The 18,950-nt window shown below is 66.8% G+C and carries 18 protein-coding genes and 1 tRNA gene; 4 read left to right on the forward strand and 15 right to left on the reverse strand.

Annotated elements, in window-relative coordinates; genetic code table 11:
* Window positions 1-79 precede the first annotated feature (79 nt).
* The 4 genes from AB4089_RS16715 to gcvH form a co-directional block, all read right to left on the reverse strand.
* Window positions 80-583 (reverse strand): bifunctional nuclease family protein, encoded by a 504-nt coding sequence (locus tag AB4089_RS16715; RefSeq protein WP_441410392.1) that lies wholly within the window; start codon window positions 581-583, stop codon window positions 80-82.
* A complete protein-coding gene (gene ftsR / locus AB4089_RS16720) occupies window positions 583-1,305 on the reverse strand; it encodes a transcriptional regulator FtsR (RefSeq protein WP_441410393.1) in 723 nt (240 codons plus the stop codon). The genes AB4089_RS16715 and ftsR overlap by 1 nt, the downstream gene beginning before the upstream one ends.
* A gap of 17 nt (window positions 1,306-1,322) precedes the next feature.
* Window positions 1,323-1,799 carry an FHA domain-containing protein gene (locus AB4089_RS16725; RefSeq protein ID WP_028275906.1) on the reverse strand — a complete coding sequence of 159 codons (477 nt, stop codon included), beginning with the start codon at window positions 1,797-1,799 and terminating at the stop codon, window positions 1,323-1,325.
* Window positions 1,800-1,958: 159 nt separating this feature from the next.
* The gene (gcvH, locus tag AB4089_RS16730) at window positions 1,959-2,345 is read right to left on the reverse strand and encodes a glycine cleavage system protein GcvH (protein WP_441410394.1); all 387 of its coding nucleotides are present in this window, start codon (window positions 2,343-2,345) and stop codon (window positions 1,959-1,961) included.
* A 196-nt stretch (window positions 2,346-2,541) separates the two neighbouring features.
* On the opposite strand from gcvH, the gene AB4089_RS16735 reads away from it, so the two are divergent.
* A complete protein-coding gene (locus tag AB4089_RS16735) occupies window positions 2,542-3,411 on the forward strand; it encodes an Fpg/Nei family DNA glycosylase (protein ID WP_441410395.1) in 870 nt (289 codons plus the stop codon).
* A gap of 125 nt (window positions 3,412-3,536) precedes the next feature.
* Window positions 3,537-4,139: an adenylate kinase gene (locus AB4089_RS16740; RefSeq protein WP_441410427.1), complete on the forward strand. Its 603-nt coding sequence runs from the start codon at window positions 3,537-3,539 to the stop codon at window positions 4,137-4,139.
* 127 nt (window positions 4,140-4,266) lie between these two features.
* On the opposite strand, the gene AB4089_RS16745 is transcribed toward AB4089_RS16740, so the two are convergent.
* The 10 genes from AB4089_RS16745 to AB4089_RS16790 form a co-directional block, all read right to left on the reverse strand.
* Window positions 4,267-4,343, reverse strand: a tRNA-Pro gene (locus AB4089_RS16745).
* 149 nt (window positions 4,344-4,492) lie between these two features.
* Window positions 4,493-6,043, reverse strand: a complete 1,551-nt coding sequence (gene der / locus AB4089_RS16750) for a ribosome biogenesis GTPase Der (protein ID WP_441410396.1) — start codon at window positions 6,041-6,043, stop codon at window positions 4,493-4,495.
* Window positions 6,040-6,720 (reverse strand): lysophospholipid acyltransferase family protein, encoded by a 681-nt coding sequence (locus AB4089_RS16755; RefSeq protein ID WP_441410428.1) that lies wholly within the window; start codon window positions 6,718-6,720, stop codon window positions 6,040-6,042. The genes der and AB4089_RS16755 overlap by 4 nt, the downstream gene beginning before the upstream one ends.
* Before the next feature lie 70 nt (window positions 6,721-6,790).
* The gene (cmk, locus tag AB4089_RS16760) at window positions 6,791-7,549 is read right to left on the reverse strand and encodes a (d)CMP kinase (protein WP_441410397.1); all 759 of its coding nucleotides are present in this window, start codon (window positions 7,547-7,549) and stop codon (window positions 6,791-6,793) included.
* Window positions 7,549-8,655 carry a prephenate dehydrogenase gene (locus AB4089_RS16765; RefSeq protein ID WP_441410398.1) on the reverse strand — a complete coding sequence of 369 codons (1,107 nt, stop codon included), beginning with the start codon at window positions 8,653-8,655 and terminating at the stop codon, window positions 7,549-7,551. Before AB4089_RS16765 ends, cmk begins: the two co-directional genes overlap by 1 nt.
* 2 nt (window positions 8,656-8,657) lie before the next feature.
* A complete protein-coding gene (locus AB4089_RS16770; RefSeq protein ID WP_441410399.1) occupies window positions 8,658-9,932 on the reverse strand; it encodes a pseudouridine synthase in 1,275 nt (424 codons plus the stop codon).
* Window positions 9,933-10,061: 129 nt separating this feature from the next.
* Window positions 10,062-10,772 (reverse strand): SMC-Scp complex subunit ScpB, encoded by a 711-nt coding sequence (gene scpB, locus AB4089_RS16775; RefSeq protein ID WP_441410400.1) that lies wholly within the window; start codon window positions 10,770-10,772, stop codon window positions 10,062-10,064.
* A complete protein-coding gene (locus tag AB4089_RS16780) occupies window positions 10,769-11,620 on the reverse strand; it encodes a segregation and condensation protein A (RefSeq protein ID WP_441410401.1) in 852 nt (283 codons plus the stop codon). Before AB4089_RS16780 ends, scpB begins: the two co-directional genes overlap by 4 nt.
* Before the next feature lie 44 nt (window positions 11,621-11,664).
* Window positions 11,665-12,564 (reverse strand): ParA family protein, encoded by a 900-nt coding sequence (locus AB4089_RS16785; protein ID WP_441410402.1) that lies wholly within the window; start codon window positions 12,562-12,564, stop codon window positions 11,665-11,667.
* 298 nt (window positions 12,565-12,862) lie between these two features.
* Window positions 12,863-14,242, reverse strand: a complete 1,380-nt coding sequence (locus AB4089_RS16790; RefSeq protein WP_441410403.1) for a cation:dicarboxylate symporter family transporter — start codon at window positions 14,240-14,242, stop codon at window positions 12,863-12,865.
* A gap of 140 nt (window positions 14,243-14,382) precedes the next feature.
* Here AB4089_RS16790 and AB4089_RS16795 point away from each other — a divergent pair, with 140 nt between their 5' ends.
* Together AB4089_RS16795 and AB4089_RS16800 are read left to right on the forward strand one after the other, a co-directional pair.
* Window positions 14,383-16,125, forward strand: a complete 1,743-nt coding sequence (locus AB4089_RS16795) for a sensor histidine kinase (RefSeq protein ID WP_441410404.1) — start codon at window positions 14,383-14,385, stop codon at window positions 16,123-16,125.
* Window positions 16,122-16,841, forward strand: a complete 720-nt coding sequence (locus AB4089_RS16800) for a response regulator (protein ID WP_441410405.1) — start codon at window positions 16,122-16,124, stop codon at window positions 16,839-16,841. Before AB4089_RS16795 ends, AB4089_RS16800 begins: the two co-directional genes overlap by 4 nt.
* Window positions 16,842-16,908: 67 nt before the next feature.
* On the opposite strand, the gene AB4089_RS16805 is transcribed toward AB4089_RS16800, so the two are convergent.
* Window positions 16,909-18,819: an AMP-binding protein gene (locus tag AB4089_RS16805; protein WP_441410406.1), complete on the reverse strand. Its 1,911-nt coding sequence runs from the start codon at window positions 18,817-18,819 to the stop codon at window positions 16,909-16,911.
* Window positions 18,820-18,950 lie beyond the last annotated feature (131 nt).

An 18,950-nucleotide genomic window follows, 5' to 3' on the forward strand; every position in this document is an offset into this window, starting at 1 on the left:
GGGAGTGCCACCAAACACTCCTGTAACAGGAGCACCAGCGACCCCGGCAGCTCTCCTGGCTCCAGTGGCGGGCGGCTGTTCAGCCGCCGAAGTCTTCGGGTTCGACGTCGTCGAGGAACTCGCGGAAGCGGCGAAGCTCGCCTTCCTCGTCCACCGCGGGGCTGGGATGCGTGTCCTCGCCCTCGTCGTGTTCGGTGATCCGGACGCCCGCCTCGTCCATGACGGCGTCGGCACACCAGATCCGGCACTTGGCGCGCAGGGCAAGCGCCAGGGCGTCCGAAGCCCGGGAGCTCACGGTGGTTCCGTTCTCGAACTGCAGCTGTCCGTAGAAGATGTTGTCCTCCACCGCCACGATGTTGACGCTGACGATCGTGTGGCCAAGGGCCTCCACGACGTCCACCAGGAGGTCGTGGGTCATCGGCCGTGGCGGGATGACCCCCTGCTGGGCCAGGGCGATGGCACTGGCTTCCGGGGTCCCGATCCAGATCGGCACATGGCGCTCACCGTGGATCTCCTTGAGCAGGACAAGGGGCTGGTTGGACGGCAACTCAATCCGCACGCCGACAATCTCCACCTCAATCATCAGATGTCCATCCTCGAGATCCGGTCCTGGACCAGCGCCTGATGCAGGGACAGGCAGAGGTCGCTGATCTCCCGGGCGGCCTCGGCGGCCCGGGCGTGGGAGGCGGCATCCTTGCGGGAGGTCAGCGTGGCCACCGCGCGTTCCACGAGCCCGAACTCGCGGTCGGCGGCCGCCTGGAATGGCCGCAGGTGGCGGGGTTCGAGGCCGTGGCTCTCCAGCTGGACGCAGGCGCGCGCCACCTGCAGGGCATGTTCGTCGAACTTGCCGTTGACATGGCCGATCAGGCCGTAGCTGAGCAGCGATTCCAGCAGCGGGACGCTTGCCCCGGATTCCGCGCGGAGCTGCTCCTCGCTGAGCCGGCGCGTACGGCCGTGCAACTCGGTGGCGAGCTGCTCGGAGACGATCCGCGGCGAGACCGTGACGCCGGCCGGCAGGTTCTCCGGCCGTTCGCCCCGGTCGATCGCGTCAAGGTAGTCCTTGATGACCTTCAGGGGCAGGTATTGGTCACGCTGGAGGGCCAGGACAAAGCGCAGCCGTTCGACGTCGTTCTCCGAATACTGCCGGTAGCCGGCAGGCGTCCGCTTGGGGTTGATGAGTCCCTTTTCTTCAAGGAACCGGATTTTTGACGCCGTCATACTGGGGAAGTCGTCGCTCAGTTGAGCCAGGACTTCCCCGATGTTCAGAACCTGGGGTCCGCGCCGATCCGCTTGTGCCGTGGCCACAGGCAACTACCCCGGAATCAGACGTTGCCTGCTGCGCGGGCAGGGCTGAGGTAGAAGGTGAGGCGGAACTTGCCAATCTGGACCTCGTTGCCGGACTTCAGTTCCACGGAATCCACGCGGTCGTGGTTGACGTAGGTGCCGTTGAGGCTCCCGGTGTCCACAACCTCGAAGCTGCGCGCGGTGCGGCGGAATTCAACGTGCCTGCGGGATACGGTGACGTCGTCGAGGAAGATATCGGCGTCCGGGTGGCGGCCCGCCGTCGTGACGTCAGAATCCAGCAGGAACCGCGCACCGGCGTTGGGGCCGCTGTGGGCCACGAGCAGGGCCGATCCGAAGGGAAGAGCCTCGACGGCCGCCCGCTCCTCGGTCGAGAGCTTCGGCGTGAAGTTGGGTTCGTCGCGCACCGGAGTGAGGTTGATCGACGTGGTCTCCGAAGCTTTCACTCCACCCGTGCCGTAACCGTCACCGGTGTCGTTCCGTTCGTGCCCAAACATTGAGTCCTCCTCATTCGTTGCAGGTGTCCCCCCTGCAAACAACGCATGCCGTCCGGGAAAGCCTCGCAGTCCCGGTATGGAGGCCCTTCGGCGGGGTGCGGCTTGTTTTGTTTTCCCAACAACACTTTCCGGCGACCCCGGCCCGAACGACCTGTGTCTTTAGCCTACCTGCTGTTCATACTCGGATGCACTGAGCAAGGACTCGACCGCGTCGGCTTCCGCGAGCCTGATTTCAATCAGCCAGCCATCACCGTACGGATCGGAGTTAATAAGGGCGGAATCGGTGTCCAGGGCCTCATTCCGGCCCACGACCTCGCCGGTCACCGGGGCGTAGATGTCGCTGACGCTCTTGGTGGATTCGACCTCGCCGACCACGTCGTTGGCCTTGATGGTTGTCCCCACCTCGGGCATCTGGGCGTAGACGACATCCCCGAGGGCGTCCTGGGCAAAATCGGTGATGCCCACGCGCACAACCCCGTCGGCATTGGGGGCCGAAACCCATTCGTGTTCTGCGGTGTAGGACAGGTCTTCGGGAATGATGCTCATGACGGGCCTTTCATCGGGTCAATCACCTATGTGGCGGCAGTCGTTTGTTCTAGCCGCCGCTGAAAGTATAGGCATATTGGGCAGGGGCCGGGGAGGGATCTGAGAAGATGGTGCGATGGCAGAGCATGCGCCGCTGAGCAACAGGAACGTGGACAACCGGGGCGCCGGGATTCTTCGGGCGCGCCAGGGCTAGGCCATGCCTGAGCTTCCGGAAGTTGCGGCACTGGCGGACTTTTTGGACCAGCACCTGCGCGGAGCAGTGGTGGCGAAGATCCAGCTGGTCTCCTTTGCCGTGCTCAAGACGGCAGACCCGCCCTATTCCGGCCTCGAGGGCCGGGCTGTCACGGGAGTGCGCCGGTTCGGCAAGTTCGTCAGCGTCGAAGCCGACGGGCTGTTCTTCGTCTTCCATTTGGCGCGGGCCGGGTGGCTCCGGTTCACAGACTCCCCCACGGACACACAGCTGAGAATGGGCAAGGGCCACATCGCGGCGCGGCTGACATTTTCCGGCGCCGCCGGCCCGGTCGGCATGGACCTGACCGAGGCCGGCACGAAAAAGAGCCTGGCGATTTATGTGGTCCGCGATCCGTACGACGTACCCGGCATCGCGGCGCTCGGACCTGATCCGTTCAGTCCCGGCTTCGACGTCGGCACTTTCGCGGCGATCCTCGCGTCCAGTTCCCAGCAGATCAAGGGCGTGCTGCGGAGCCAGGGCGTGATGGCCGGCATCGGGAATGCCTACAGCGACGAGATCCTGCACGCGGCCCGGACCTCGCCGTTCGCCATCGCCAAGTCCCTGGAGCCGGCGGACGTCCAGCGGCTCTATGACGCCATCCACAGCATCCTGGGAACTGCTATGGAAGAAGCCACTGGCAAGCCGCCCAACGAGCTCAAAGACGCCAAGCGGAGCCATATGAGGGTCCATGGCCGGACCGGCGAAGCGTGCCCGGTGTGCGGCGACACGGTCCGGGAAGTTTCCTTTGCCGATTCGGCCCTGCAGTACTGCCCGACGTGCCAGACGAAGGGAAAGATCCTGGCCGACCGCCGGACGTCACGCTTCCTGAAATAGGCGGTTTCTGTGACACGCGCTGCCGGTGACAGGCGCCGCACCCCAGCCCCTTGCGCTGGCGCCTCCCGGCGAACACGATACAAGGACACCTTTCACCGGCGCCTGAGGGAGTTGCCTTGATGCGAATGCTGATTATGGGTCCCCCGGGGTGCGGCAAGGGCACCCAGGCTGAACGATTGTCCGGGCGCCTCGGCATCACCGTAGTCTCCACCGGCGAGGTTTTCCGCGACCACGTGAAAAACCGGACGCCGCTGGGCCGGGAAGTCATTGTGCATCTGGACGCGGGCGACCTGGTGCCGGACAACCTGACGAACCGTGTGGTGCGTGAGCGCCTGGATCAGGACGATGTCAGGGGCGGGTTCGGTTTCATATTGGACGGGTATCCCCGAAACACGGCGCAGCTAGCTGAGCTGGACGTCATCCTTGCCGCCAACGGGCAGGCGCTGGACGCTGCACTCCAACTGAGCGTCGACGACGCCGAACTCGTCAGCCGTTTGCTCCGACGCGCCACCATGACCGGACGCAGCGACGACACCGAGGACGTCATCCGGCACCGTTTGGAGCTCTACCACCAGGAAACCGAGCCCGTGGCCGCTGCCTGCTCACAGCGCGGGATCCTCCTGAGCGTGGACGGCACGGGAAGCGAGGACGAGATTTTCGGCCGGCTCCTTGCTGCGCTCCGGGCGTCCTTCCCCGATGCAATCCCCGATGCCACCACGGCCACGTAGCGGCCCCTGAGGCGCTCACGGCACTCACGGCACTCACGCCACTAGCGGCGCTTGGCGCACGCAGGGTGCTTAAACAGCAAAGGCCGCCTCCGGATTTCTCCGGAAGCGGCCTATGACCTGCTTTTGTTGGTCGGGCTGACAGGATTTGAACCTGCGACCCCTTGACCCCCAGTCAAGTGCGCTACCAAGCTGCGCTACAGCCCGCTGGTTCTGCCGTTCTCCGCTGGGAAGTTGACCTGGATTTTCTCCAGATTTTCTTCCAAGCAGTCCGGCCGAACCACCTTGAAAAGCTTACACGATCCAAGAGGGTGCCTGTGACATTTTCATGCTGTCACGGGCAAGGTGTGTCGGAATTAACGTTTCTTGCCACGCTTTTCGCGCACACGCATGTTGACCTCGATCGGCGTGCCCTCGAAACCGAAGGTCTCGCGGAGGCGCCGGGTGATGAAGCGGCGGTATCCCGGGTCCAGGAATCCGGTGGTGAACAGCACGAACTTCGGCGGGCGGCTTGACGCCTGGGTGCCGAACAGGATGCGGGGCTGCTTGCCGCCGCGGACCGGGTGCGGGTGCGCAGCCACGAGTTCACCCAGGAACGCGTTGAGGCGTCCCGTGGGGATGCGCTTGTCCCAGCTTTCCAGGGCAACATCCAGGGCCGGGACGAGCCGGTCCTTGTGCCAGCCTGTCTTGGCCGAGATGTTCACCCGCGGCGCCCAGGCCACGTGAGCAAGGTCCTGCTCGATTTCGCGCTCCAGGTAGCGGCGGCGTTCGTCGTCGAGGAGGTCCCACTTGTTGAACGCGAGAACCAGCGCGCGGCCGGATTCGACGGCGAGCTGCAGGATGCGCACATCCTGCTCGCTGAGCACCTCGTCCACGGCCAGGAGCACGACGGCGACCTCGGCCTTTTCGAGCGCGCTCTGGGTGCGCAGGGAGGCGTAGAAGTCTGCGCCCTGGGCCATGTGCTGGCGGCGACGGATGCCGGCGGTGTCCACGAAGCGCCACGTGCGCCCGCCGAGTTCGATGAATTCGTCGACCGGGTCCCGGGTGGTGCCGGCGGTGTTGTCCACCACCACGCGCTCGGAACCGGCGAGCTTGTTCAGCAGCGAGGACTTGCCGACGTTCGGGCGGCCGATCAAGGCGATGCGGCGGGGACCGCCGGAACGTTCGAGGCCCTCGATCAGGGAGTATTCCGGGAGGGTGTCCATGACGTGGTCAAGGAGGTCGGCCACGCCGCGGCCGTGCAGGGCCGAGACGGGGTACGGCTCACCGAAGCCCAGGCCCCACAAGGTTGCGGAGTCCGCTTCCTGCGCGAAGTCGTCCACCTTGTTGGCCACCATGATGACCGGCTTCTTGGACTTGCGCAGCATCTTCATGACGCCTTCGTCGGTGGCGGTTGCGCCCACCGCGGAGTCGACGACGAACAGGACGGCGTCGGCGAGCTCCACGGCCATCTCGGCCTGTTCCGCGACGCGGGCGTGGATGCCGCGGGCGTCATGCTCCCAGCCGCCGGTGTCCACTACCGTGAAGTTGCGGCCGTTCCATTGCGCCGAGTACATGACGCGGTCGCGGGTGACGCCGGGGGTGTCCTCGACCACTGCCTCGCGACGGCCCAGGATCCTGTTGACCAGGGTGGATTTGCCCACGTTGGGCCGGCCGATGATGGCCAGGACGGGGTCCAGTTTGACCGGACCGTCAAAGTCCTCGTCGTCGAAGTGGCCGCTCAGCAGGGCGGCGTCGTCTTCGTCCAGCTCGTAGTCGTCCAGGCCGGCGCGAAGGGAGGCCGCGCGGAGCTCCGCTTCGTCATCGTCCAGGGCGGCAAGGTGTTCAGCCACCTGGTCGGTGCCGGTGGGCGTGTATTCGTCTTCGCCGGCGCCAAAATTGCCGGAGGTTTGAGTCGTATCGCTCATTGCACTTTCCTTAGGTGGTGATCTGCCGGCGTCCCGGCTACTGCTTCATGACGTTCGTGCGGTGATTCCGCGTGGGGCAGGGACTGCCCGGTTCTTAGTACTGAGTCCTGGACATGGCGCGCTAGCGCGGCCCGAATTTCGGTTCCCGCCCTGTCCATTGAAACACGGCCGGTCTCACCGGGCCTGCGGCTGACGTTGATGGCCCCGCCAAAGCTGACATGCAGCAGCCGGCGGGGGGCGGGAACCGTGTCCAGGTGTTCGCCGCCGATTCTGGTGCCCAGGATGGCCACGGGAACCACGGTGGCGCCGGAGTTCAGCGCCAGCCAGGCGACACCGTTGTTGATCGCGGCGGCCTCACCGCTCCCCCGGGTGCCTTCGGGCAAAATCCCGACACACCGTCCGGCGCCGAGCAGGCTCCGGGCCGTGGCCAGGGCAGCACGGCCGCCGAGGCGGTCAACGGGAAGCTGGCCCGAGGCCGCCAGGACACGGCCGAGGAACCCGGTGAACATCTCCTGTTTGACGAGGATGTGCATGGGTCGCGGCGAGGCGCCGAACATGACGGGTCCGTCGAGGAAGCTGATGTGGTTCCCTGCGAAGATCACGGGGCCTGTGGCGGGGACGTTGGAGCGTCCCGTGACGGAGGTGCGGTAGACGATGTGGTCCAGGAGCCATCCCACGGGACGGCTCCACGCCGTCGTCCACCGGCCGGGCAGGCAGTCCTGCACGCTCGCCGGTGCTCCGGTGCCGTCAGTCACCGGGGACGGCCCGGTGCCGTGCGGTGCTCTGCTTGACAACGGGGTGATTGACAACGGTGTCCACGATGTCGAGCGCGGCCTGCACCGTCTCGTCAAAGTCCAGCTCCGAGGAGTCCAGGGTGACTACGCCGTCGGCGGCCGTGGTGAAGTTCACCACGGTGGAGTCCTTGGCGTCGCGGTGCGTGACCTGGGCAGCCAGCTGCTCGGCATTCTGGCTCCCGCCCAGCTGAATGCCGCGGCGGCGCAGCCGGGCTTCCTCGCTGGCGGTCAGCAGCATCCGGACCTCGGCCCCGGGCGCGACGACGGTGGTGATGTCCCGGCCCTCCACCACCATGCGGCGGTGGTGCTTTTCGATCAGTTCGCGCTGCCGGCGGATCAGCTCGGTCCGCGCGCCCAGGGTGGTGGCAACGGCGCTGACCGCTGCGGAAATGGCGGGTTCCCGGATGGCGAGAGTGACATCGTGCCCGCCGACGCGGACGTACTCTTCCTGCGGGTTCGTGCTGATCTCCAGCGGGAGGGTCTCCGCTGCGGTCTCGACGGCCGACGCGTCGTCCAGGTCCGTGCTGTTCTCCAGGCAGAACCACGTCAAGGCACGGTACATCGCGCCGGTGTCGAGGTAGGCCAGTTTCAGACGGCGGGCGACCTCTTTGCTGACGCTGGATTTGCCGGAGCCGGAGGGGCCGTCGATGGCGACCACAAGGCTTTTTCCGGGGCGGACTATGTCCACTGTCTCGATGAGTTCTTGAGTCATTACTGGAGTACCCGCCATCCGCGGTCGTTGAGGGCTTCTATCAAAAGATCGTGCTTGTTGGGCAACACGGAAATTTCCACCATACCCACGTTCTGTCCCGAGGAGTGGTCGAGCCGCAGGTCCTCGACGTTGACGCCGATCTCGCCGATCTCGGTCAGCAGCTTCGCGATCTGTCCCGGCGTGTCATCCACCAGGACCGTCAGCCACGAGTAGGCCTGCGGCGGTCCGCCGTGCTTGCCCGGAATCCGGGACTGGCCGGCGTTGCCCTCGCTGATCAGCTGGGCAAGATCCAGCCGGGCGCCGGGAGCGGTAGGGGCCTCCAGGGTGCCGATCAGCCGGTTGAGGTCCTCACGGACTCCGTGCAGGATCTCCACCACCTTGTCCGCGTTCGCACCCAGGATCTGGACCCAGAGGGTGGGATCGCTCGCGGCGATCCGGGTGACGTCCCGCAGCCCGTTTCCGGCCAGGGACAGCGCGTGCAGGGGCGTGCCCTGCAGGCGGCTGGCCACGAGCGAGGACATCACCTGCGGCAGGTGGGACACGAGCGCCACGGCTTCGTCGTGTTCGTCGGCGCCGAACTCGGACACGACGGCGCCAAGATCGCCCGCCAGCGCACGCGCCACGCGGATGGACTCCGGCAGGGTCTCTTCCGCCGGGCACACCACCCAAGGCATGGAGGTGAACAGCTCGCCGCGGGCGGCGACAGGTCCGGATTTTTCGCGTCCGGCCATGGGATGGGTGCCCAGGTAGCGGCCCAGGTCGGCGCCGCGGCTGCGGAGATCGGCAAGGATGCTTGCCTTCACACTCGCGATATCCACCACGACGGCGGCAGGGTAATCCTGCAGCGCTTTGGCAACGACGTCCGCCGTGACGTCCGGCGGCGCAGCCACGACGACGAGCTCCGGCTCGCCTTCGAGGCGCGCCAATGGCAGGCCCGCGCCGATGTCGACGGCGACAGCCTGGTTGGTCGGCGACGGATCCGAGAGGAACACCGCGACTCCGCGCCCCCGCAGCCCCAGCCCGATGCTGGTGCCCAGGAGCCCGGAGCCCACCACGACCACGGGGCCGTTCAGGTGGCCGCGGCCTTGGGTGCGAAAGGCGGACATGCTTACAGCCCCACGGATGCCAGCAGGTGGCCGACTTCCTGCTTGCCGAGGTTGCGGATGCTGCCCTGGCGCTGGTCGCCCAGCCCGATGGGGCCAACCTTGACCCGGACCAGGCGCAGCACGGGGAAGCCGACGGCGTCGAACAAGCGACGGACGATCCGGTTCTTGCCCGAGTGCAGTACGACCTCGATCAGCACATGCCCGGGAGTGGAGTCCACGAGCTTGAAGGAGTCCACCGAGGCGATGCCGTCCTCGAGCTCGACGCCGGCCTTCAGTTCCGCGCCCACGCCCTGGGGGAACGGCCCGCGGACCTGCACGAGGTAGGTCTTGGGCACTTCGTAGGACGGGTGCGTCAGGCGGTTGGCGAGCTCGCCGTCGTTCGTCAGGAGCAGCAGGCCCTCGGTGGCGACGTCGAGCCGGCCCACGTGGAAGAGGCGTTCGCCGTGGTGGTTGCGGACGAAGTCGCTGATGCACGGGCGTCCGTCCGGGTCCTCCATGGTGGAGACAACGCCCTTGGGCTTGTTGAAGACCATGTAGACCATGTTCTCGTCCAGCTGGATGCGCAGGCCGTCAACGTGGATCACGGCTGTCTTGGGGTCGACGCGGACGCCGAGCTCGGTGACGACCTGGCCGTCGACCTCCACGCGGCCTTCGGCGATCATTTCCTCGCATACGCGCCGTGAGGCGACGCCGGCGGAGGCCATGACCTTCTGGAGGCGGGTGCCGTCGGCGTCGTGCAGCTCAGACTGGGGCACTTCGCGGCGCGGTCCGCGGTTGCGGCCGGGCTTGCGTACCGGTCCGAGGTTCTGGCCGAAGCGTTCGCTGCCGAACGCGCGGGGACCGGCGAACTTGGCGGCGCCGGTGCGCGGCTTGGGCTTGAGGGCGCCGGGGGTACCGGGGACCTTGCCGGAGCCGGGCTTGCGCGCGGCGGCCTTGCGGGCTGCTTCCTTGCCCGAGGGCGCCTTCGACTTCCAGTCAGCGGAACCCTGGCGGGCCGCCGACGGCGCACCGTCCTGTCCCTGCAGGTCCGGATCGATGAAGGCCTCTTCGCGGGGCTTGGGGTGCTTGAAGGGGCGGTCTCCGCCGCCCTTGTATCCGGCTCCCCCACTGCGGCTGCCGCCGTATCCGGCTCCGCTGCTGCGGCCCGAGCCGCCCTGCGGCCGGCCTGAGCCCTGTGCCTTGTTTTGTCCGGCACTGCTCTGACCGGCACTGCTTTGTCCGGCACTGTTGCGTCCCGAACTGTTACGTGGTGAACCCTGGCGTCCCGCCTGTGTCATGACCCGTCCTTACGTTGTTGGCCTGCGGCCGCTGTCTCCCGACAACACCCGCCGGCCGGGCAAATTGTTCTGCCCGGTGGATACTCTTTGTGCAGGCGTGGTGCCTGCGTAAAGCCTGAATTAATACTGCTACATTCTTCCTGCGTCGTAGTATTCCTCGATCCCTTCCAGACCTGGAAGGTGGGGGGAAAGCTGCGGCAGTTCAGCCACGGAGCCGATTCCCATCCGCTCGAGGAAATACGATGTCGTGCGGTACAGGATTGCCCCGGACTCGGGATCGGTTCCCGAGTCCTCGATCAGCCCCCGCTGCGTCAGCGTCCGCACGACAGAGTCGACATTGACTCCTCGAATTGCAGACACCCGCGCCCTTGATACGGGCTGGCGGTAAGCGATGACGGCGAGCGTTTCGAGCGCCGCCTGCGTCAGCCTGGCTGTTTGTCCCTCCAGCACGAATTCGCCAACAATCTCTGCGAACTCCGCGCGGGAATAGATCCGCCAGCCTCCGGCGATATTCCGCAATTCAAAACCCCGGGGGGCGGCATTGTGGCCGACTTTCTTGCCGACTTTTTTGCCGGCCAAGGTGGCGACGTCCGCATCCGGGGCATTAACAGTATAGCCGTTATACTCACGCTGCAGTTCAGCAAGGAGGGACTCGACGACGTCGACCGTCAGGTTCAGCCCGGCGGCCAGCGCCGTGGCCGTGGCCGGTTCGTCGATCACCATCAGCACGGCTTCCAGGGCAGCGCGGGCGCCGCCGGGCAGGCTCGCAACGTCCAGGGCAGTGTCCGGTCCCGTGTCCGGTCCCGTGTCCTGCTGCGGGTCAGGCAATCGTTCGTTCACGGCTGGTCCTCGTATTCTTCGCTCAGGTTTTCACTGCTCCACTCCTGGGTATCCGCCGTCCAGTGCACGGTCAGGTCGCCGAGTGGCAGGAGCTGGTCGAAGCCCACGGCGCGGTCGCGGAAGAGCTCCAGCAGCGCCAGGAACCGCGCCACCACCACCAGTGTGGATTCGGCGTCGGCGATCAGCGCCCGGAACGTCAGCGGCGTACCCAGCCGCAACCGCTCCCCCAGCAGCTCGGCCTGTTCCTTGACGCTCACGGGCGCACCGTGCAGGTGCGCGAGGCCCACTTCCGTGGGGGCTGCCTCCTTAGGCTTGAGGGCTGCCTCGGCCAGGCCGGCGAACTGTTCGGGGGTGTGCCGCCACAGCAGTTCGGGAAGCAGTGCGGCGAAGTGCCCCTCCAGGGCAACCTGCCGGGGATACCGCCGGGCTTCAAGTTCGAGGGTCGAGCCCATCATGCCGGCGACGTGCTTGAAGGCCTTGTACTGCAGGAGCCGGGCGAAGAGGAGGTCCCGGGCTTCCAGCAGGGCGATGTCCTCGTCGTCCTCGACTTCGCCTGCGGGCAGCAGGCGGGCCGCTTTGAGGTCCAGGAGCGTGGCCGCGATGACCAGGAATTCGCTGGCCTCATCCAGCGCCCATTCTTCCCCGAGCTTCTGCAGGCCCCTGATGTACTTGATGAACTCGTCAGTGACCGTGGACAGCGCCACCTCGGTGATGTCCAGCTGGTGCTTCGAGATCAGTCCAAGCAGGAGGTCGAACGGGCCCGTGAAGTTGGCCAGCCGCACCTCGAAGCCGGGCTTCTTCCCGGCCGGCCTTGCAGATTCCGGACGGGTGTCGAGCTCCACGGGCATGTCGGGACTTGCTGGCGGAGCGAAGGCGCCTGCCACGATCCTGGCTAGGGCGCGCCGCCGCGCGAGATCAGCTCTTTGGCCAGGCGGCGGTAGGCGTCGGCACCGACGTGGTTGCCCGCGTAGGTGGTGATGGGCTCGGCCGCAACCGTGGCGTCGGCAAACTTGATGGAGCGCTTGATGACCGTTTCGAAGACCTTGTCACCGAAGGCCTCCACCAGGCGGGCGATTACCTCGCGGCCATGCAGGGTCCGGGCGTCGTACATCGTGGCCAGCACGCCGTCGACCTGCAGGCGCGGATTGAGGCGGTCCTGGACCTTGTCGATGGTTTCCACGAGCAGCGCCACGGCGCGCAAGGCGAAGAATTCACAGATCAGCGGGATGATGACGCCGTGGGCAGCCGTCAGCGCATTGACGGTGAGCAGGCCGAGTGAGGGCTGGCAGTCGATCAGGACGACGTCGTAGTCGTCCTCGACCTTTTTCAGCGCCCGGTCCAGAACCTGCTCGCGGGCCACTTCGTTGACCAGCTGCACCTCGGCGGCGGAGAGGTCGATGTTGGCCGGAAGCAGGTCAACGTTTTCCACGCCGGTCTTTTGGATGGCGTCGCGGATGTCCACTTTGCGGTCCATGAGCACGTTGTACACGGTGAGGTCGAGTTCGTGCGGATTCGTGCCGAGTCCCGCGGACAGGGCGCCCTGCGGATCGAAGTCGACCAGGAGCACGCGGCGGCCGTACTCGGCCAGGGCTGCAGCGAGGTTGATGGTGGACGTGGTTTTGCCCACGCCGCCCTTCTGGTTGACCATGGCGATGACCCGCGCAGGACCGTGGGAGGACAGCGGTGCGGGCTCCGGAAAATCGCGGTGGGGCCGCCCGGTGGGGCCCATGACGGCGTCTTCCAGATCGAGTTCGATGCCTTCCAGAGTTGCTGAACCCTGTTCGCTGCTCACGTATCTATCCACACTTTCGATGACGGTGATTGTCGTGCTTCATATTCCTGACACCGGGCTCAGGGCCCAGCACGTTCCTCCCAAGGTTACAGCGCCCGGCGCGGTATTCGACGGACCTTGACAACCGCCGTCATCTGAGCCTTGAGGTTCCGGTAGAACTCGAAGGTTCCTGCCGGGGCGGGAGGGTGTAACCACGGCCCGGCCTCCGCAGCCACGGGCCGGGCGGACAAAAAACTGCCCGGACGCTGGTCGGCGTCCGGGCAGTTTCCCGTAGCTACAGGATCAGATAGCGTCCGGGTCAGGCGTTCGCCAGGACCGGCTGGGCCGGCTGTTCGGGCTTTTCGGTGACGTCCTGCTCTGTGGTCTGCACAGCGGTGTGGCCGGCGAGCATGGTCTCTTCGTCGAAGGGCTCGGCACCGGCGAGGACACGGTCCACGCGGGGTGCGTCGATCTCCTTGACCCAGGTGCCGATCAGCACCGTGGCGACGGCGTTGCCGGTGAAGTTGGTCAGGGCGCGGGCCTCGGACATGAACCGGTCGATGCCGACGATCATGCCCACGCCGCCGAGCAGCTGAGGAGCATGCGCCTGGAGTCCGGCGGCCAGCGTGGCCAGGCCGGCGCCGGTAACGCCGGCGGCACCCTTGGAGGCGATGATCATGAAGACCAGCAGGGAAACCTGGGCGCCAAGGTCCAGCGGCGTGCCCATGGCGTTGGCGACGAAGAGCGCGGCCATGGTCAGGTAGATGGCGGTGCCGTCCAGGTTGAAGGAGTAGCCCGTGGGGACGGTGACGCCGACCACCGGCTTGGACACGCCGAGGTGTTCCATCTTCGCGATCAGGCGGGGCAGCGCGGCTTCGGAGGAAGACGTGGAGAAGATCAGCAGGTATTCCCGGCCGAGGTACCTCATGAGCTTGAAGATGCTGACGCCGGCGACCGCCTTGAGCAGGCCGCCGAGGATCACCACGATGAACAGGGCGCAGGTGATGTAGAAGGCGCCCATCAGGGTGGCCATGCTGATGATGGCCTGGAAACCGGTGGCACCGACGACGGCGGCGATCGCACCGAAGGCTCCGACGGGAGCCAGCCACATGATCATGATGAGGATGCGGAATACCAGGGCCTGTCCGTAGCCCACGGCCTTGAGGATCGGGGCTCCCTGCGGGCCCATCTTCTGCAGGGCGAAGCCGACCAGGATTGCGGCGAGCAGAGTCGGCAGCACGGGAATGTCGCCCGGGATGATGCCAAGCAGGAAGTCAACGGTGCTGTCGACCGCCGCCTTCTTGTTCGGATCGTAGGGGGCGAGCTTGAGGCCCTCGCCCGGGTGGATCAGGTTGCCCACCACGAGGCCGATCGCCAGGGCAAAAGTGGACATGACGACGAAGTAGCCGAGCGCCAGGCCACCGACCTTGCCGACGGTGGCGGCCTTGGCGATGGAACCGATGCCCAGCACGATCGTGCAGAAGATCACCGGCGCGATCATCATCTTGATGAGTTTGATGAAGCCGTCGCCCAGCGGTTTGAAGGATTTGCCGACCTCGGGGAACATCAGACCGATGACGGCACCTGCAATGACGGCGACGATGACTGCAATGTAAAGGTAGTGGGACTTGTCCAGTCCCTTGCGCTTCTTGGCCAGCGTTGCGGCCGGTGCTGCCGACTCTCCTCGTTGAGAGGCCATGGTGTTCTCCTTGGATAGGCTGGACTTTCGTGAGGCCCACTCTGTGGTCCGGTCACTGTCCGTTCTTGCGTGTACCCCCATCATTGATGACAAGGTGACGCGCATCACCCTTACGTTCATATTGGTCATGGAAGGTGTTGATGATCCAGCGCTGGAGCATCGCCCGCAGGCTGTTTGCGGCCAATCTGCTGTTCATCGTGGCGCTGACGGCCATCGTGGGCACGGCCACGTTCGTCGACGCACGCGATCATGCCTACGACGAGGCCGGACGCCGGATGGCCGGCATTGCCACCACGGTGGCCGACGCTCCCTTCGTCCTGCAGGCGGCGAGCGCCGCCGACCCGTCAGCCCTGCTCCAGCCGTATGCCTTGAAGATCATGAACGATGCCGGCGCGGATTTCGTCACGATCATGGCCCCGGACCGGACGCGGTGGACCCATCCGCGCAACGAGGAACTGGGCAAGCCGTATATCGGCTCCATCGACGCAGCCCTCAACGGCCAGGTTTTCACGGAGGTCACGGCCGGCACCCTCGGCCCGTCGGTGCGCACCATCGCCCCGGTCAAAGATGCGGACGGCAACGTACGGGCGCTCGTGGCCGCGGGCGTGACGGTCCGGACGGTAGATGTGGCGGTCTCCGGCAGGCTGCCGGCGGTGCTGGCCATCGCCCTGGCGCTGCTGGCAGTTGGTTCGCTGGCGTCCTGGCTCCTGGGGCGGTACCTGCGCCGGGTGACCCGCGGCTGGGGACCGGAGCAGCTGGGCCAGCTCTTCGCGTACTACGAATCAGTGCTGCATTCGGTGCGTGAGGGCGTGATCCTCATCGACCCGCAGGGCAAGGTGGTCATGTACAACGACCAGGCCGCCGACCTCCTGGGGCTGCCGAAGCAGTCAGCCGACGGCGCTGGCGCTGCCGGGACGAACGCTGCCGGGACGAATGCCACCGGCGAGGCGGGCGGCGGCCGCCAGACGGCCCCTTCCCTCGCGGACCTGCCGCTTGCACCCAGCCTGAAGGAACTTTTCGAATCCGGGCGGACGGCGCTCGACGAGCTTCACCTGACCGACTCCAGGGTCCTGGTGGTCAACCAGGGCCCCGCAGTGGGACCTGACACCGCCACAGGCCGCCAGCGGGGAGCGGCATCCGGCGCGCATGTTTACGGAACTGTGGCCACCATCCGCGACCGCACCGAAATCGAGTCCCTGGGCAGCGAGCTTGAAACCATGCGCACGCTCTCGGACGCCCTCCGCGCCCAGACCCACGAGCACGCCAACCGGCTCCACACCATCGTCTCGCTCATGGAACTGGGCCGGGCACCTGAGGCACTGGACTTCGCCACCAAGGACCTGGAACTCAGCCAGCGGCTGACGGACGACATTGTCAGCTCCATCGAGGAACCAGTCCTCGGGGCACTGATCATGGGCAAGGCCGCCGAGGCGCACGAGCGCGGCGTCGAACTGACCCTCAGCGCCGGCGGCTCCACGGCCGTGACCGGACTGGCCGTGCAGGACCTCGTGGCCATCCTGGGAAACCTGCTGGACAACGCCATCGACGCCGCGGCCGAGGCGCCGGCGCCCCGGCTGGTGGAACTGACCGTCGAGACCACTGGCTCCGCCGTGGAGATCACGGTGGAAGACAGCGGCCCCGGGATTGACCCCGCGGCCGTGGAAGACGTCTTCCGGCACGGCTTCAGCACCAAGACGCCAGGCCCCTTCGGGCGGGGCCTGGGGCTGGCCCTGGTACGCCAGGCCGTGCAGCGGCTGGGCGGTACCATGACAATCACCAGCCCGGCCGGGGCGCTGTTCCGCGTCACCCTGCCGGTCACACCACCGCCGTCCCCAACACCGCCGTCCACAACCCTGCCGTCCACAACAGAGGAACAGCCATGAGCGACATCCGGGTGCTCGTCGTCGAAGACGAGCCCATTGCCGCTGCGGCGCACGCCGCCTACATCGAAAGACTGGACGGTTTCACCCTGGCGGGCTCCGCGCCGGACGGGCAGTCCGCCCTGCGCCTGCTCACGGACTTCGCGGCAGCGGGCAACCCGGTGGAGCTGGTGCTGCTGGACATGAACCTCCCGGACCTGCACGGACTGGACATCGCACGGCGGATGCGGGCTGCCGGGCTGTTCGCGGACATCATTGCCATTACCGCCGTGCGGGAACTGAACATCGTACGCAGCGCTGTGGCCACCGGCGTCGTCCAGTACCTGATCAAGCCGTTCACCTACGCAACGTTTGCGGACAAACTCGCCAGCTACCGGCTGTTCCGCGAGCAGCTGGCATCGCCGGTGACCGGCGTCGCCGGGGCCCGGGCGTCCCAAAGCGACGTGGACCAGGCCTTCGCCAGCCTGCGCGCCCCGTCCGAGGTCTCGCTGCCCAAGGGCCTGGCCGTATCCACACTGGAATCCGTCCAGGACTACATCAAGGCGCAGGACGGGGCGGTCTCGGCCAGTGAGGTCATGGAGGCGCTCGGCATGTCCCGGGTCACCGCCCGGCGCTACCTCGAATACCTCGCCGACGCCGGCACAGTCTCCCGCGCGGCACGCTACGGCGCCCCCGGACGGCCGGAAAACGAATACCGGTGGACTCGGCCGCGGCCGTAGCCAGCACCGCCGGCCGTGGGGTTACTCCCCCGTCGGGCGTCACGCAGCGCAGAGTTTCGGGATGGAACTACTCCGAGGCGGCGGGGCGCAGGGTTTCGAGCAGCCGGTCGATAACGCCCGCGTCCTCGATCGTGGACGGCACCACGTAGTCGTCTCCGTCGGCGATCTGGCGCATGGTCTTGCGCAGGATCTTGCCCGAACGGGTCTTGGGCAGCGCCTCCACCACGGTGACGTGCTTGAAGTCCGCCACGGCCCCGATATCGCGCCGGACCAGGGCGATCAGGTCCCTGGCCAGCACGTCCTCGGGAACGTCCACGCCGGATTTGAGGACCACGTAGCCGCTGGGACGCTGGCCCTTGAGCGGGTCGGCGAGGCCCACCACCGCGCATTCGGCGACCGCCGGGTGCTGGCCGATCACCTGTTCCATGGCGCCGGTGGAAAGCCGGTGTCCGGCGACGTTGATGATGTCGTCGGTGCGGCCCATCACAAAGACGTAACCGTCCGCGTCCCGGTAGCCGGAATCGCCAGTGGCGTAGTAGCCCTCGAATGCCTGCAGGTAGGAGGAGATGTAGCGTTCGTCGTTGCGCCACAGCGTGGTAAGGGTGCCGGGCGGCAGCGGCAGGCCCAGCACGATGTTGCCTTCCGTGCCGGCCTCGACGTCAGCGCCCCCGCCGTCGACAATGTTGAGTCGGAACCCGGGCATCGGGACGCTCGGCGAGCCGGCCTTGATCGGCAGCTCGGCCAGGCCGCGCGGGTTGGCGCAGATGGCCCAGCCAGTCTCCGTCTGCCACCAGTGATCGACCACCGGGACGCCCAGCACCCGCGAGGCCCAGTAGAAGGTGTCGGTGTCCAGCCGCTCGCCGGCCGCGAACAGGGTCCGCAGGCTGGAAATGTCGTACTTGCCGACAAGCTGGCCCTCGGGGTCCGCCTTCCGGATGGCCCGCAGCGCGGTGGGGGCGGTGAACAGCACGTTGACTTTGTGGTCCTGGATCACCCGCCAGAACGCGCCGGCGTCGGGGGTTCCCACCGGCTTTCCTTCGTACAGCACCGTGGTGGCGCCGGCCAGCAGCGGCCCGTACACAATGTAGGAGTGGCCCACCACCCAGCCGACATCCGAGGCCGTCCACATGAGGTCCCCGGGGCCGACGCCGTAGACGTTTTCCATGGTCCACGACAGGGCCACGGCATGGCCGCCGTTGTCCCTCACCACGCCCTTGGGCGAGCCGGTGGTGCCCGAGGTGTAAAGGATGTACAGCGGATCCGTCGCCTTGACGTCCACCGGCGCGGCCGGCTCGGCGGAGGCCATCTCGGTGTCCCAGTCGAGCCACCCGGGGTGTTCGGCCGCCATGGACTCCACCGTGGCGGTGAAGCCGTCCCGGGCCTTGACCAGCACCGGGGTCCCGGGGGCATCAGCCAGGTCGAGGGCCTCGGCGACTGCGGGCAGGTATTCGATCCGGCGCGAGGGCTCGATGCCGCCGGTCGCCGTCACCACCGCCGCGGGGGCGGCGTCCCGGATCCGGGCGGCGAGCTCCTTGGGGGCGAAACCGCCGAAGACCACCGAGTGCACGGCGCCGAGCCGCGCGGTGGCCAGCATCGCGATCGCGGCCTCGGGGATCATCGGCATGTAGATCACCACGCGGTCGCCCTTGCCGACCCCGCTGCGGCGCAGCACACCGGCGAATCGGGCCACGAGCTCCGTCAGTTCCGCATACGTGTAGCTCTGCCGGGTGCCCAGCATTGCGGAGTCGTAAATGAGGGCGTCCTGCCCACCCCGGCCTTGGGCGACGTGCCGGTCCAGGGCGTTGTAGGACGTGTTCAGGACACCGTCGGGAAACCAGTCATACAGCGGCGCCCGGCCGGGATCTAGGGCCTGCTGCGGCGGCACCGACCAGGAGATCCCGCGAGCGGCCTCCAGCCAGAACTCCGCGGGTTGATCCAGGCTGCGTTCGTAGGCGGCCCGATAGCTCTTGGTGACCATGACATTCATCCTGTCCACGACGTTGTGTTGCTGCCCATGGTAGACCGGGCAGACCGGGCGGACAAGAGCCATGTATACACAGATGACCAATTTCCTAGATTCAGGCGGCAATTGCTGGGCAAAGTGGCTCT

This window comes from Arthrobacter sp. 2MCAF15, from assembly GCF_052115605.1.
GTDB lineage: Bacteria > Actinomycetota > Actinomycetes > Actinomycetales > Micrococcaceae > Arthrobacter.